The organism is Pelobacter propionicus DSM 2379, from assembly GCF_000015045.1.
Taxonomy (GTDB): Bacteria; Desulfobacterota; Desulfuromonadia; order Geobacterales; family Pseudopelobacteraceae; genus Pseudopelobacter; species Pseudopelobacter propionicus.
In genome coordinates this window covers 2,381,883-2,395,321 of the sequence record NC_008609.1, presented here as the reverse complement: position 1 = coordinate 2,395,321, position 13,439 = coordinate 2,381,883, and the positions used below count along the sequence as shown (strand labels likewise).

The 13,439-nt window shown below is 59.6% G+C and carries 12 protein-coding genes and 1 pseudogene; 10 read left to right on the top strand and 3 right to left on the bottom strand.

Translation table 11 applies throughout. The features are described from left to right. Position 1: 1 nt before the first annotated feature. From PPRO_RS11010 to PPRO_RS10985, 6 genes are all read left to right on the top strand, one after another. Complete coding sequence (locus PPRO_RS11010) at positions 2-1,561, top strand: efflux transporter outer membrane subunit (protein ID WP_232286642.1); 1,560 nt, start codon at positions 2-4, stop codon at positions 1,559-1,561. 70 nt (positions 1,562-1,631) lie between these two features. After that, entirely contained in the window at positions 1,632-2,108 is a 477-nt protein-coding gene (locus tag PPRO_RS11005) for a hypothetical protein (RefSeq protein ID WP_011736085.1), read from the top strand. 120 nt (positions 2,109-2,228) lie between these two features. Continuing rightward, positions 2,229-2,747: a DUF4405 domain-containing protein gene (locus PPRO_RS11000; protein WP_011736084.1), complete on the top strand. Its 519-nt coding sequence runs from the start codon at positions 2,229-2,231 to the stop codon at positions 2,745-2,747. Positions 2,748-3,080: 333 nt separating this feature from the next. Continuing rightward, positions 3,081-3,671 (top strand): TetR/AcrR family transcriptional regulator, encoded by a 591-nt coding sequence (locus PPRO_RS10995; protein WP_041532751.1) that lies wholly within the window; start codon positions 3,081-3,083, stop codon positions 3,669-3,671. A gap of 100 nt (positions 3,672-3,771) precedes the next feature. Beyond that, positions 3,772-4,779, top strand: a complete 1,008-nt coding sequence (locus tag PPRO_RS10990; RefSeq protein WP_041532275.1) for a YhdH/YhfP family quinone oxidoreductase — start codon at positions 3,772-3,774, stop codon at positions 4,777-4,779. Between the two features lie 189 nt (positions 4,780-4,968). Then, positions 4,969-5,538: a flavodoxin family protein gene (locus tag PPRO_RS10985; protein WP_011736081.1), complete on the top strand. Its 570-nt coding sequence runs from the start codon at positions 4,969-4,971 to the stop codon at positions 5,536-5,538. Between the two features lie 375 nt (positions 5,539-5,913). On the opposite strand, the gene PPRO_RS10980 is transcribed toward PPRO_RS10985, so the two are convergent. Further along, positions 5,914-6,771: a class I SAM-dependent methyltransferase gene (locus tag PPRO_RS10980; protein ID WP_011736080.1), complete on the bottom strand. Its 858-nt coding sequence runs from the start codon at positions 6,769-6,771 to the stop codon at positions 5,914-5,916. A 259-nt stretch (positions 6,772-7,030) separates the two neighbouring features. Here PPRO_RS10980 and PPRO_RS10975 point away from each other — a divergent pair. From PPRO_RS10975 to PPRO_RS10960, 4 genes and pseudogenes are all read left to right on the top strand, one after another. Next, positions 7,031-7,544 (top strand): annotated as a pseudogene (locus PPRO_RS10975) (lipocalin family protein). Positions 7,545-7,634: 90 nt separating this feature from the next. Next, positions 7,635-8,204, top strand: a complete 570-nt coding sequence (locus PPRO_RS10970; protein WP_011736078.1) for a flavin reductase family protein — start codon at positions 7,635-7,637, stop codon at positions 8,202-8,204. A gap of 196 nt (positions 8,205-8,400) precedes the next feature. Further along, entirely contained in the window at positions 8,401-9,144 is a 744-nt protein-coding gene (locus PPRO_RS10965) for a hypothetical protein (RefSeq protein WP_011736077.1), read from the top strand. A gap of 468 nt (positions 9,145-9,612) precedes the next feature. Beyond that, on the top strand, positions 9,613-11,151 hold the full coding sequence (locus tag PPRO_RS10960) for a SulP family inorganic anion transporter (protein ID WP_011736076.1): 1,539 nt from the start codon (positions 9,613-9,615) through the stop codon (positions 11,149-11,151). 97 nt (positions 11,152-11,248) lie between these two features. Here the strand turns inward: PPRO_RS10960 and PPRO_RS10955 are convergent, their stop codons facing one another. Both PPRO_RS10955 and PPRO_RS10950 read right to left on the bottom strand, forming a co-directional pair. Continuing rightward, positions 11,249-11,800 carry a Slp family lipoprotein gene (locus tag PPRO_RS10955; protein ID WP_011736075.1) on the bottom strand — a complete coding sequence of 184 codons (552 nt, stop codon included), beginning with the start codon at positions 11,798-11,800 and terminating at the stop codon, positions 11,249-11,251. Between the two features lie 282 nt (positions 11,801-12,082). Next, a complete protein-coding gene (locus tag PPRO_RS10950) occupies positions 12,083-13,426 on the bottom strand; it encodes an MFS transporter (protein WP_011736074.1) in 1,344 nt (447 codons plus the stop codon). Between the last annotated feature and the right edge of the window lie 13 nt (positions 13,427-13,439).

Here is a 13,439-nt window from a genome sequence, read left to right as displayed (position 1 = left end):
TATGAACGACTTTTTCTATTCCATACGGACATCGGGGGTAACCCGCCCCCCCATGGTGGAATTGCCCGCCGAGCCGGTGTGTGATACCTGGCCTGAACGTCACGGCAAGGGGGTGCTCGAAACCGATCACAAACCGTTTCGGCGGCCTGCCTGCTCCCCAGGGTGGCGCCGGGGATCGGTGGCCCTCTTCCTCCTGGCGGCAACGCTCCTGCTTGGCGGCTGCGGCGGCCTGCTTCCCCGTAGCCAGTACAGCAGGACGGAGGTGAACCTGCCGCAAGGCTGGCAGGGGGAGACCACCAGCGGCACGGCGGTGGCCAATGGTGAAAGGTGGTGGCGCGATTTCAACGATCCGACCCTGAACAGCCTGATCGAGCGGGCCCTCACCACCAACAACGACCTGGCCGCGGCGACCATCAAGGTACGCCGTGCCCAGCTCAACTCCCGGCTGACCGATACCAACATAACCCCCACGGTGACTGTCGAGGCCACAAGCAGCGTCAGCCGCGACCTGAAGCGGCACACCAGCAGCGAATCCAGCGGTGTCACCGGTGCGGTGAGCTACGAGCTGGACCTGTGGGGTAAGCTGGCCAGCAACCGCGACGCCAGCCGCTGGGAGGCCGAGGCCACCGAATCCGACCGCCAGAGCACGGCCCTGTCTCTGATCGCCACGACAGCAAAGGATTACTGGCAGATCGCCTATCTGAACGAGCGCATCGCTACGACCGAAGCCAGCATCGCCTATGCCCGGAAGTGCCTGGATCTGGTGGAGGTAAAATACAACGCCGGCGCCGTCTCCTCCCTGGATCTGGTCCAGGCCCGGCAGACCCTGGCCAGCCAGCGCGCCGGACTGACCGATCTCATCCGGCAGCGCACGGAGGCGCGCAATGCCCTGGCCATACTGTTCGACCAGGCCCCTCAGAACAGTGTGCCCGAGCGTGAGCGCCTGCCCGCCGGCCCGCTCCCGGCGGTGAGTGCCGATCTCCCCGCCAGTCTGCTGGGCAGGCGTCCCGACCTGCGGGCGGCGGAGCAGCGGCTCAGGAAATACCTGGCCAACGTTGATTACACCCGCGCCAGCTACTATCCAGCCTTCTCCCTCACCGGAACGCTCGGCACGAGCAGCACCAGCCTGCTGAGTTTTCTGCAGAACCCCTATGCCGCCCTGGGAGCGAGTCTGACTCTGCCGTTCATCCAGTGGAACACCATGAAGCTTGACGTGGCCATCTCAAAGACGGAATATGAGGAGGCCGTGGTCAACTTCCGTCAGACGCTCTACGCGGCCCTCAGTGACGTGGAGAACGCCCTGTCCGGCCGCGTCCAGTACGAGGAGGAAAACAGCTGCCTGGAGGAGTCGCTGAGTCTGGCCAGAAAGGCCGAGGAGTTGGCCGAGGTCCGCTATCGCGCCGGGGCCACGGAGCTGCAACTCTGGCTGGACGGCCAGGAGAGCCGGCGCAGCGCCGAGAACTCCCTGGTCGAGAACAGGCTTAACCGGCTCAAGAATCTAATGACCCTCTACCAGGCCCTGGGTGGAGCCATGACGGCGACATCCGGGGATAAAGAGTGACCGGCATCTGTGTGGACCTGCCGCGGAAGCGTGTTCCGGCGCTGAGACCGTGGCAAACGAGGAGGAGAAAATGAAGAAGAGTGCATGCCTTGTGGTAATCGGTCTTTCCCTTGCTGCCGCTGGGGGCGGCATTGCCCATGCCAGCCAGCCCAGGGTCGTTCTGGTGACCCAGGGCGGCGGTTCCCTGCTCGAGCGAGATGACGACAGAAGGGCGCTGGATGAGGCGATCAGCAGTTACCTTGGTCGAAACCCGCCCGAGCTGATGTCGGCATCGGTCTACTCAGCCATTGAAAAGCAGCTGCCGGCGTCGCTTGCCGAATCCGACCGGGAAAAGGCGCTCAATCGCATCAGGGTGAACTTGACCCCGGACATCATGAAGCGCATGATTACCGCCGGGTTGAAGCGTAATTTCACCGTGGACGAAATCAGCGTGCTGGCCCGGTATGACGAATCCCAGCTGAGTGATGAACTGAGGAAGAAAAACTCGGATTTCATGATTGAGGTGTCCAGCCAGATCAGGATGCTCCTGGCGGCGACCATCAGCTAGCGGAAAAACTGATTCTCCGGGGACGAAAAATGTAACCATTCGGTCCGTCCGCGCGTCTTTCTTTTTGTCAACATGACAGCACCTTAGGCGTGAATATATCGGAACAAGGAGAATTGTTTCATGAAAAACAGGCTGTTGAATCGAACATGGATCAGCCCGATAACATCCGTAACCTTTCTCGTCGTGGGGGTCACCGGAATCCTGATGGCATTCCATGTAAAAAACGGCGGCATCAAGGCGCTCCACGAATGGATCGGCTATGTCTTTACGCTGGCGGCGGTCATCCATCTGGTGGTCAACTGGCGGTCCTTCCTGAGTCATTTCCGTGAACGCTCGGCCATACTCGCGGTATGTGGCGGCATCATCCTGTCACTGGTTGTCCTGTATGCCGGAACAGGGGGCGGTGGCAAACAGGGTAGACCGAACCAGCTTGTACAGACATTTGATCTGAACGGAAACGGGCTTATCGATGCTGACGAGGTCTCCGCTGCTGCTGACTCGCTCAACAGGCTGGATGGCAACCATGACGGCGCCATTTCTACCCAAGAGCTGTTGTCCATGGGGGGGCAGGGGGAGGGTGGCAACGCACGCGGACCGCACGGCCCACGGGGGAATCCTGTTCGGCGAAACAGCCTCTGAGGCTGAATCCCTCCAGCCGCCGGGGGGCGCAGCTTTTGTGTCGCTGTCGTGCCCCTGGCGGCAGGGGCAGGTTCTGGCGCCCCCCTTCAACTTGTCGTTGGCGTTCTGCTCTCCCTCCAGCCCCATCCAGATGAAGCCGATTCCCAACCCCATCAATTGCACCATCCTTTTACAGTGATCAACGGCAGCGGAGGCGCGGTCGGGGAATGCCGCTCCACCTTGAACCCCCAGGGGGAACAGCCGATCGTTTCCAGAGCGTCCAGCAGGCGGGGGATGATGCCGTTTCCGGGGGATTTCCTTGACAGGTTAGACTGCCCAGTCTATTTTATGCCCATGGCAAAACGAGATACACGAAGCGAAATCGTCAAGATCGGCACCGACCTGATCAGCCGCAACGGGTACAACGCCACCGGAATCGACGCGGTGCTCAGGGAAGCCGGCATACCCAAGGGATCGTTCTACCACTACTTCAAGAGCAAAGAGGAGTTCGGCCTGGCGGTGATCGACCACTTTGCCGAGCGCTATGACCAGCGACTGGAAACCTTCCTGGCTGATGAAGAGGTGACGCCCCTCAACCGCATCCGCAACTATCTGGAGAGCGGCCTTGTGCGGCTGGAGCAGAACCTCTGTACCAGGGGATGTCTGGTGGGCAATCTGGGGCAGGAACTGGCGGACAGCAACGAGCGGTTCCGCTCCCGCCTGGACCAGATCTTCACCTCCTGGAAGGAACGCTTCGCCGCCTGTCTGGTGGAGGCGCAGGCGGCGGGTGAACTGTCGGGAGAGGTTGACCCCCAGGTTCTGGCCTGTTTCATCCTCTCCGGGTGGGAGGGGGCCATCCTGCGGGCCAAGGTGATGAAGTCGCCGCAACCGATCCGGGATTTCATCCAGATCCTGTTTGCGACGGTGCTTCGTTCTCAGCAGTAGAGCGGCCCGGTCGGCAGTCCGACAAGGACATGACGTCCCCGGTCGTGGTAATCGCCGCCAGTCTAGACGACTGGTCTAATTCATACACAAGGAGCCGGACATGGGTGAAGACATGAAATTCAGGGCGCTGGTGGTGGAAAAGACGGCTGACAAACGGTTTTTGCGCACCATCCGGGAGCGTTCCCTGGCTGACCTGCCCGAGGGGGACCTGCTGGTGCGGGTCCACTACTCCTCACTCAACTACAAGGACGCACTCTCAGCCACGGGGCACCCCGGCGTTACCCGCCACTTTCCCCACACTCCCGGCATTGACGCCGTGGGGGAGGTAGTTTCCTGCGACAGCGGCGCTTTTTCAGCCGGAGACCGGGTGATCGTGACCAGCTATGACCTGGGGATGGAGACCGATGGCGGTTTTGGTCAGTACATCCGCGTTCCCTCCTCCTGGGCGGTGTGGTTGCCCGAAAACCTGACCTTTCGGGAGAGTATGGCCCTGGGCACCGCAGGCCTGACGGCTGCCCTGTCGGTGCTCCGGTTGCAACGGGCCGGCGTGCATCCCGAAGCTGGCGAAATCTTGGTGACCGGCGCCACCGGCGGTGTCGGCAGTATGGCGGTCGCCATCCTGAGTCGTGCCGGCTACCGGGTGGTGGCCTCCACCGGCAAGAGCGGGTATGAGGAGTTCCTGACCGCACTGGGGGCTGCCCGTATAATCAGCCGTGACGAGGTGACCGCATTCGCGGAGAAGCCGCTGCTGGCCGAGAAATGGGCGGGCGCCGTGGACGTGGTCGGTGGAGCGACCCTGGCCGCGGTGCTGAAATCAACCCGCTACGGCGGTACGGTCACCTGCTGCGGCCTGGTTGGTTCGACTGAACTGAACATGAACGTCTATCCCTTCATCCTGCGGGGGGTGAGCCTGCTGGGAGTGGATTCGGTGCAGTGCCCTTACGACATCCGCCAGGAACTCTGGCAACGGCTGGCCTCGGAATGGAAACCGGCCCATCTGGAGCGGATGATTCGCGAGTGCACGCTGGCGGGACTGGAGCAGGAGATTGCGGCGATTCTGCGGGGAGGCATCACGGGACGCGTGGTGGTCAACCTGCTGGAAAGCTGACACTCTTTCCCGATCTGCTTTCCCGTCTGATTCCTGGGGCGGGGATCTTTCAGGCAACGATGACAATGGGTGCGGAATACTCCCGCGGGAATTCTGGTATGCTAGGGAATAGGGAGCTTGAATCCGGCGTCCCGTGGGGCTCGATCATCGGAATTCATGGATTCGGGAATTCTTTTCGAGGAGGAAGATATGAAAGTCGTATCGATTCTTGGAAGTCCGCGCAGGGGCAAGAACAGCGCCAGCATTGCCAACCGTTTCACCGAGACCGCCGCCAGCCTGGGGGCGGATATCCGTACCTTCGAGCTGAACCGGCTTACCTTTCGGGGGTGCCAGGGATGCTATGCCTGCAAGCGGGATTATGACCGGTGCATACTGAAGGACGACCTGACCCAGGTGCTTGATGCGGTGCAGGAGGCTGATCTGGTGCTTTTGGCCTCACCGGTCTACTTCGGTGATGTCACCGCCCAGATGAAGGGGTTTCTCGACCGCACCTACTCGTACCTGACGCCGGAATACATGACCGGCAGCAACATGACCAGGCTGAGCCCGAAGAAACTGGTCTTTGTCCTCTGTCAGGGGCATGCGGACGAAGCGCTGTTTGCGGATATTTACCCCAATTACGAGGGGTTCCTGAAATGGATGGGGTTTGCCGAACGGCGCCTGATCCGCGCCTGCGGCTACGGCCCCCTGACCGTGGATGCCATCCCCGAGAAGATTCTGAAGCAGGCCGAGGATGTTGCCAGGGAACTGCTGGAGTAGGCGGTTCAGCATCCGACGGGTGCCTGTGTCCGCGGATACGCCGCGCCCCTGGTTGCCGCTGAAATGTAGGCAAGAAGCAGCCGGAACGTTCGAAGCCTAAAGGGTTTCCGGCTGCTGCCGTTCCCGTGATCCAGTCGCCGGCCGCGGCCTCTCTTCCCTGTTGCCGGGTCAGAGCGCCAGAGGGCACGGGACTGTTTTTCTGCGACCCGAGTGGCTGCGGGACCGTTTCCCCGGAAAGCTTTATTCCACGAGAGCTTCATTGCACTAACGAACCGCCCGACCTGCCCCACTACCGGCACTCTTTCCCATGATGTGGTGTTTTTCCCTTCCCTTCGGACCTTTTCCGTTTTTGCAGCGCATCTGCCCGTTGAGAGGTTATCCTGTCCCCTTTTCCGCCGACAGGATGCCTACCCTGCGCGGCCGGGGAAGGTCGGCCGGTCTGCTGCTGAAATAGCGCCTGCCGATCTCTTCCGGGGTCAGGAAATGGATGGCGTCAAAGCCGGCCTTCTGCAGCGCGTCCTCCATATCCTCGGGAGTGAAGAAGCTCACGAACGGTTCGCTGTTTTGGGCCACACGCCGCGCCAGCTCTTGCCGTTCACCGTCGTGGCCCGGCTCCAATGGCTGCATGAAGGAGAGTGTCACCCCGCTGCCGGCCGGAAAGCTGGCCAAGGCGCGCAGCGTGGCATCGATGGTCTTTCCGTCCAGGTACATGGTCACCCCCAGCCAGGAGAAGAAGGTGGGTTGGTCGGCATGGATGCCGTTTTTCGCCAGTTTTTGGATCAGGCAGTCGCACTGGAAATCCATGGGGATGAAGCGCAGGTTGTCCGGCGTTGCGAGTCCGGACCGCGCCATGCGGGAGCGTTTTTCGGCCTGGGTCGCCGGGTGGTCGATCTCCACGATCTCCAGCTTCCGCGCCCATTCGGGCTGGCGCAGGGCAAAGGTGTCGAAGCCGGCCCCCAGGATCAGGTAGCGCCGGACGCCGTTCTTCACCGCCTCTGCCAACCGGTCCTCGCAGAAGCGGGAGCGTAGCACGACGTGGGCGCGCAGGGCCATGCCCCGCGGGTTCTGGTACCGTTCCAGGGCGTTCTTGATCCCGTCCGCGGCGTTGTCCCCCAGAATCCGCAGGGCCAGCGGGTCATCCAGTATGAGCGGCCGTGCATCAATCACCTGATGTGCGGCGCGCATGCTTGCCGTTGCCAGGGCGGTGCGGCTATAGCTTCCGTTGACTTCCAAGGCTGCCTCCTGGTTTTTAATTAACCACAGGATCGCCCGGTTGGCAATGGCGCGAAAGAGATTTTTCGCAGGTAGGGTGAGGTCGGCGAGAACGGGGCAGGGAATGGAGTTGACAGGGGCGCGCGCGGACCGTACATAGGTGTGACCGAATGGACGGCAAGCGGCTGCCGAAGCGGCATGGTGCTGGAATGACACTGTCCTGTGGACAGGGTGAAAAGATGCGTTGCCAGTTCCGCGGATCATCAGGGGGAGAATCGCCATGAAAATACTGTCGCTGTTGCTGGCGCTTTTCATAAGCGGATGCGTCACGTTGCCTGACGGGGTGACACCCGTTGATGGCTTCAGGGTCGAAAAATTTTTGGGGAAATGGTATGAAGTAGCCCGCCTGGACCATCCGTTCGAACGTGGCCTGACCCGCGTCAGCGCTGAGTACACCGTGCGGGAGGATGGCGGGCTGCGGGTGGTCAATCGCGGCTATTCGGCGCGGGAAAACCGCTGGAAGCAGGCCGTGGGCAAAGCCTATTTCGTTCAGGATCCGGGGCAGGGCTTTCTCAAGGTGTCATTCTTCGGCCCCTTTTACGGAGCCTATGTCGTGGTCGATCTTGACCAAGAATACTACCGTTATGCACTCAGTTTGTGGCCCGGACCGCTCATACCTCTGGATCCTGTCCAGGAGTCCTGAAATGGAGCCAGGTGTTCGGGACAGACTGGTGGCGAAAGCCGCTGCCCTGGGGTTTGATACGAGTGCCTTGATCCCTGTCGCCCATGATTGACGGCTCCTGGGCGACAGGGACCGTTCCTTTTTGTGATCATCGCTGGACAACCAGACGGATACCATACTTTACGAGGAGGTTCGATTAACCATGAAGCAATCCCTTGGAGCCAAGACACTGATGTTTCCCACGCCGGTCCTGATGATCGGCAGCTACGACAAAAACGGCAAGCCGAACCTGATGAACGCCGCCTGGGGCGGCATCTGCTGCTCCGAGCCCCCCTGCGTGACCGTTTCCGTGCGCAAGTCGCGCCACACCTATGATGCCATCGTGGAGCGCAAGGCCTTCACGGTCGGCATCGCCTCTGAGCCATGGATAAAACAGGCTGATTACGTCGGCATCGTCTCGGGGAAGGATGCGGACAAGTTCGCCGCCAGCGGCCTGACCCCGGTCAGAAGCGAGCTGGTGGATGCCCCCTATGCCGAGGAGTTTCCGGTGGTGCTGGAGTGCCGCCTGCTGCACACCCTGGAGATCGGCGTGCACACCCAGTTCATCGGGGAGATCCTGGACGTGAAGATGGATGCGGCCCTGTTCGGCGATGACGGCCTGCCGGATATCACCAAGATCAGGCCGCTGATCTACGATGTGTCCCGCAGGGAGTATCGCGGCGTCGGCCCCCTGCTGGGCAAGGCTTTCTCGGTGGGGAAGGATCTGGCCTGACCGGTCCGCGGCTGCCGGAGAGACCTGTTGGGGGAGACTCCGGCGGCCTGCGGTCGCTGTGTCCAGGGGCAGCGATGTTGTCAAGGTTGCAAAGAAGACTTCGGAGGCCCTCACCCGGCCTCCGGTGAGCCGACGAAGAGATGCACGTTATGTTTGGATCGGATAAGGCTTACCAGGGCGCCACAAGGAGGCCGGCATGTCGAAGGAACGAGAGAACGGAATCATCCACGAGATAGATCGTATTTTGTGCAGCACGTCTACCGCAGCCGAACTGGCCGAGGCGTTTCTGAACAATCAGCCGACAGCCGGCACTCAACCCGGCGACCGGGAGGAAATCAGGGAACAACTGTCTGACTTCGACGTGATACGGGAGAACCCTGAACTGCTGGCAGGGATAGGGGATGCCTACTTTCATTTTTCAGCGCACATTCTCTATGAGGGTGGTTTCTTCTCCAACAGCCAGATACACGACAGGTTGTTGTCAATGGACCAGATAGACAGCAGGATCAACGAGAGCATAACTGCCTATGAGCTGATGAATAACGTGCCGTTGGCGGTTAATCCTAAATCCGCGCTGGCTGCCAGAGACAACCTGGCCTACCTGTCACAGGAGCCGTTCTGTCTGGGGAGCAGCCAACTGACTGAACTTCAGATGCTCTGTCTGAATGATCCTGAGGCGATCACCGATGTGATGCAGGTCATGGGGCAGAGGCCTTTTTTCAGAGCGGCACACAGTGACGACAGGCCATACCTGCAGGCCTTTGCCAAGGTTTTATACGTACTTGTGCAAAGAGCCCTGCCCGCGACACGGGGTGGGGACGGCGTCGTCGGATCGGAAACCAGGACGCTGGTAGCCGGTATCCTGAGCGCCTTCTACCAGGAGTACCTTTCCTTCCCGTCAGAGGATTATCTGATCGATCTCGTCAACCGCTCCATCTAGGGAGCTGCCACGATTTTCCGGCACACCACGGGAGGGCGGCGATCAGGGGTTGTGCCTGCACTCTGGTGATGCTGCCACGCGACACTCGCCCCTGAAGAGAGTCGTCTATTATGTCGTTGACATCAGAAGGGACGGATGGACGCACCGGCGCAATAAAAAGCCTTGCTTTGCTATTCTTATCTTGATAAATTTCTAGAAATTTTCTGCAATGATCCAAGCCTTTTCAATCAGTGCTTCCCTCGCAGTCCACTGCATGACAAGCCCCAGACATCAGAACTAGAAACAACTATGTAATCGCCTCGTCGTTGACGGCAGGGAGTTGCGGGTATGTCTATCCGCTTTTCCGTACCATCCTTCTCAAGGGGCAATGGTTCACTGTGCCGGTTGTGTTTGATGGCATATGCGCCAATCTGTCCCTGGGATGTCCCGTCGCCTGCGGGAAACTCAATTCACCGGTAAAGGAACCGCATGACATTTATTGAAGCAATGAAAAGTTCACATCTCAACGCCAAGAACGAAATCCTGTCCGGACTGACTGTTGCCATTGCTCTTGTCCCCGAAGCTGTTGCCTTCTCGCTCATCGCCAACGTAAGCCCCCTGGTGGGGCTCTATTCTGCATTCATCATTGGCCTCATCACCGCGCTTTTCGGTGGACGGCCAGGTATGATTTCAGGAGCAACCGGCGCTGTAGCCGTCGTCGTCGTCAGCCTGGTTGCCAGACATGGCGTGGAATACCTGTTTGCAGCCGTCGTACTCATGGGGCTCATCCAGATAAGTGTCGGCCTGTTTCGTCTGGGCAAATTCATCCGCCTGGTGCCGCACCCGGTCATGTTCGGATTCGTCAACGGCCTGGCAATTGTGATATTCATGTCTCAACTCAACCAGTTCAAGGTTGCCGGACCGGGTAACGCGTTGTCCTGGGTAACAGGCACGCCGCTGTGGATCATGCTGGGCTTTGTCCTTGCTACCATGGCAATCATCCACTTCCTGCCCAAGTTCACCAAGGCCGTTCCCGCCTCGCTTGCTGCTATTGTCATTGTGTCAGCGGTCATTATCTATTTTGGAATCCCCACCCGAACCGTCGGCGATATCGCTTCCATATCCGGCGGACTCCCCCAGTTTCACTTTCCCTTGGCGCCATTGAACTTCGAGACGCTGAGGATAATCTTCCCCTATTCGCTGATCATGGCCATGGTGGGACTGATCGAAAGCCTGCTGACCCTGGCCGTGGTTGATGAAATGACGGAAACCCGCGGACGCGGCAACAGGGAATGCCTTGCCCAAGGCGCCGCCAACGTGCTGACGGGGTTTTTCGGCGGTATGGGCGGTTGCGCCATGATCGGACAGAGCATTATCAACGTCAGTTCGGGAGGCAGGAAGCGGTTGTCGGGAATCGTGGCCGCTGTTGGGCTGTTGCTTTTTATTCTGGTAGGTGCGCCACTGATCGAAAAAATCCCCATGGCGGCGCTGGTTGGGCTTATGTTCATGGTGGCTATCGGAACCTTTGAATGGGCCAGCCTGAGAATCATCCGCAAAGTACCTGCCGCCGATGTGTTCGTCATGGTTCTTGTTGCTGGGGTAACGGTGCTCTTCCACAATCTGGCGTTGGCCGTTCTGATCGGCGTGGTGATCTCGGCCCTGGTTTTCGCCTGGCAAAACGCCACCAGAATTCGGGCCAGGAAGCACATCAACATAGACGGCGTCAAGCATTACCACATTTACGGTCCGTTGTTTTTCGGGTCTGTCGCGGCGTTCCAGGAAAAGTTTGATGTACTGAACGACCCTCAGGAGGTCATCATTGATTTTGAGGAATCAAGGGTGGTTGACCACTCCGCCATCGAAGCCCTCAACAGAACCACGGAACGATATGCCAAGGTGGGAAAAAAGGTGCACCTGCGCCATTTGAGTGAAGACTGCCGCAAATTGCTGGATAACGCTTCTTCCATTATAGATGTGAATTATTGGGAGGATCCGAAATACAAGCTGGTGCTGGACGCCCTGGAATAGTTTCGGATGGAACCGCCCCGCACAGTAATACCTCATCAAGCATGTGTAGGATGCCTGTCCCTGAATAAACGTCCTGAAAAAAGTGAAACTCCGCGATTTAGCGGTACCGCATCCGGGGGGCGGGATACCTCCAGTAGGGCGGTTCATACCACCAGTAGGGATAAAAAAACGGATCGTAAGAGTAGTGGGGCGGATACCCGTACGGATACGCTTCCCTGACCCTCCAGACATGGATTTCAGAAATGGCGACAAGCGGGTACGTGTAGGTGATTTCGTCAAGCGCCATGGCCTTTTCCCCCTTCACCTCGCCTATGAGGGCGACGGGGCGTCCCGCCTTGTAGACCATGTTGTCCAGGTAGATAGGGGTAAGGGCAAGAAACCTCCCTCCTGACGTGGTCGATTCGTCAGGCACGTCGTCGCTCCCCAGCCCGAACTGGACCACCTCGACCTGCGACCCCTCCGCGGTATTCCTGGTGTTAACGATGATCCCCCCCAGCTTGACGAATTTGCCCAGATGAGCCTTTGGCTCTTTTTTTACCTGCTCGAAGGTAAGGGAAGAATCCACCAGACTGCTTGCCTGTTCGCTGAAGACATGGGTGCAACCGGCAAGGAGCAATGCGGCCAGTATCCATAAGAACCTGATCTTCATAACCCACCTCCATGTTAGTCCCAATCCCCACCCCTTGTTACCATGGTACCCCCAGTTCCGGTTAATGGCCATGCAGGAATTCCGGGACACCCTGCGCTGCCTCGCATTGGAGAATAGAGGCCGGGGTGGCCGTCTTCACACTGGTCACCCACCAGCTGATCGGTCCTCCTCTCGCTCTTCCATAGACGTTTCATTTCAGTTTCAAATCAAAGATGATATCAAAGCAGTGAGTAAGAAGGCGACGGAGGCGTACAGATAGTACGTTGAGGAGCCTTCGACGAGCTAGCGAAGAGAGCGCTTTGAGTTGGAATTAGAATCAGGGGCCTGTTCCGCTCCCGCTGACGACGCTGCATCAGGGATGACCCCCAGCCGCTCGTAGATCGGTCGCACCATCCTGCGGAATTCCGGCAGATGCCTGGCGAAGACGATTCCCCCGGCCAGGCAGGCCAGCCCCCCCATGATCAGGGTCGGCCGCGCTCCGATCCTCGTGGCTATGATTCCGGCCACCAACCCTCCCAGGGGAGTCGATCCCATGAAGGCCATGGTGTAGAAACTCATCACCCGCCCCCGCTTGTCGTTATCCACGACGGTCTGCAGGATCGTATTGCTGGAGGCTATCTGGGCCATGGACGCGAATCCGGCCAGACAGAGGAAGGCCAGAGACAGGAAGAAGGTGCCGGAGAGGGCGAAACAGGCCACCGCTACGCCGAACAGTCCGGCGGAGACGGCGATGATCCTGTCCAGCCCCAGGACGCTGCGGCGGGAGGCAAGGTAGAGGGTGCAGGCCAGGGCCCCGATGCCGACGGCAGCCACGAGGAAACCGAAGGTGTGGGCGCCGCCGTGGAGTATCTCACGGGCGAAGATGGGGAGCAGGACCACATAGGGCATGCCCATCAGGCAAGTCAGCGCCAGCAGGATGAGGAGGCTCCTGATGGGGGTGAAGGAGTAGGCGTAGCCGAAGCCTTCCCGCAGTTCATGGAGGATATGCTTCCGAGCTCTTGCTTTTGCCGGCGGTGTGAGCCTCAGGGCCGTAATGGCCAGGATCACGGCCAGGTAGCTGGCCGCGTTGATGGCAAAGCAGACCCCCTCACCAAGGGAGGCAACCAGCACGCCCGCGATGGAGGGACCGATCAGGCGGGCGGCATTGAACATGGATGAGTTGAGAGCGATGGCGTTGCTCAGCTCTTCCTTGCGTTCCACCAGATCGATCACCAATGCCTGGCGCACCGGGATGTCGAAAGCGTTGACCACGCCGAGGAAGGTGCTGAAGAGGATGATCTGCCAGACCTGGATGGTTCCGGTCAGCACGAAGCCGGCCAGCATGACCGACTGGAGCATGGCGCAGAGCTGGGTTGCCAGGAACAGGCGCTGTTTGTTCCAACGATCCACCATCACTCCGGCCACGGGGGCCATCAGGAAGGTGGGAAACTGGCTGGCGAATCCGGTCACCCCCAGGAGGAGCGCCGAACCGGTCAGCCGGTAGACCAGCCAGCTGACCGCCACCTGCTGCATCCAGGTGCCGATCAGCGAAGTACCCTGTCCAATGAAGAAGAGCCGGTAGTTGCGGGAATGCAGGGCGCGCAGCAGAAACTTCAGATCGCTGGATGAGAAGCAGAATGGTTTCATCTCTCCAGTAGTA

Excerpts from the sequence above, each read along its gene's own strand:
- PPRO_RS11000 (WP_011736084.1), top strand. The coding sequence starts at position 2,229 with ATGAAAAACAGGCTGTTGAATCGAACATGGATCAGCCCGATAACATCC.
- PPRO_RS10960 (WP_011736076.1), top strand. The coding sequence starts at position 9,613 with ATGACATTTATTGAAGCAATGAAAAGTTCACATCTCAACGCCAAGAAC.
- PPRO_RS10950 (WP_011736074.1), bottom strand. The coding sequence starts at position 13,426 with ATGAAACCATTCTGCTTCTCATCCAGCGATCTGAAGTTTCTGCTGCGC.
- PPRO_RS10985 (WP_011736081.1), top strand. The coding sequence starts at position 4,969 with ATGAAAGTCGTATCGATTCTTGGAAGTCCGCGCAGGGGCAAGAACAGC.
- PPRO_RS10995 (WP_041532751.1), top strand. The coding sequence starts at position 3,081 with ATGGCAAAACGAGATACACGAAGCGAAATCGTCAAGATCGGCACCGAC.
- PPRO_RS11005 (WP_011736085.1), top strand. The coding sequence starts at position 1,632 with ATGAAGAAGAGTGCATGCCTTGTGGTAATCGGTCTTTCCCTTGCTGCC.
- PPRO_RS10990 (WP_041532275.1), top strand. The coding sequence starts at position 3,772 with ATGGGTGAAGACATGAAATTCAGGGCGCTGGTGGTGGAAAAGACGGCT.
- PPRO_RS10970 (WP_011736078.1), top strand. The coding sequence starts at position 7,635 with ATGAAGCAATCCCTTGGAGCCAAGACACTGATGTTTCCCACGCCGGTC.
- PPRO_RS10955 (WP_011736075.1), bottom strand. The coding sequence starts at position 11,800 with ATGAAGATCAGGTTCTTATGGATACTGGCCGCATTGCTCCTTGCCGGT.
- PPRO_RS10965 (WP_011736077.1), top strand. The coding sequence starts at position 8,401 with ATGTCGAAGGAACGAGAGAACGGAATCATCCACGAGATAGATCGTATT.
- PPRO_RS11010 (WP_232286642.1), top strand. The coding sequence starts at position 2 with ATGAACGACTTTTTCTATTCCATACGGACATCGGGGGTAACCCGCCCC.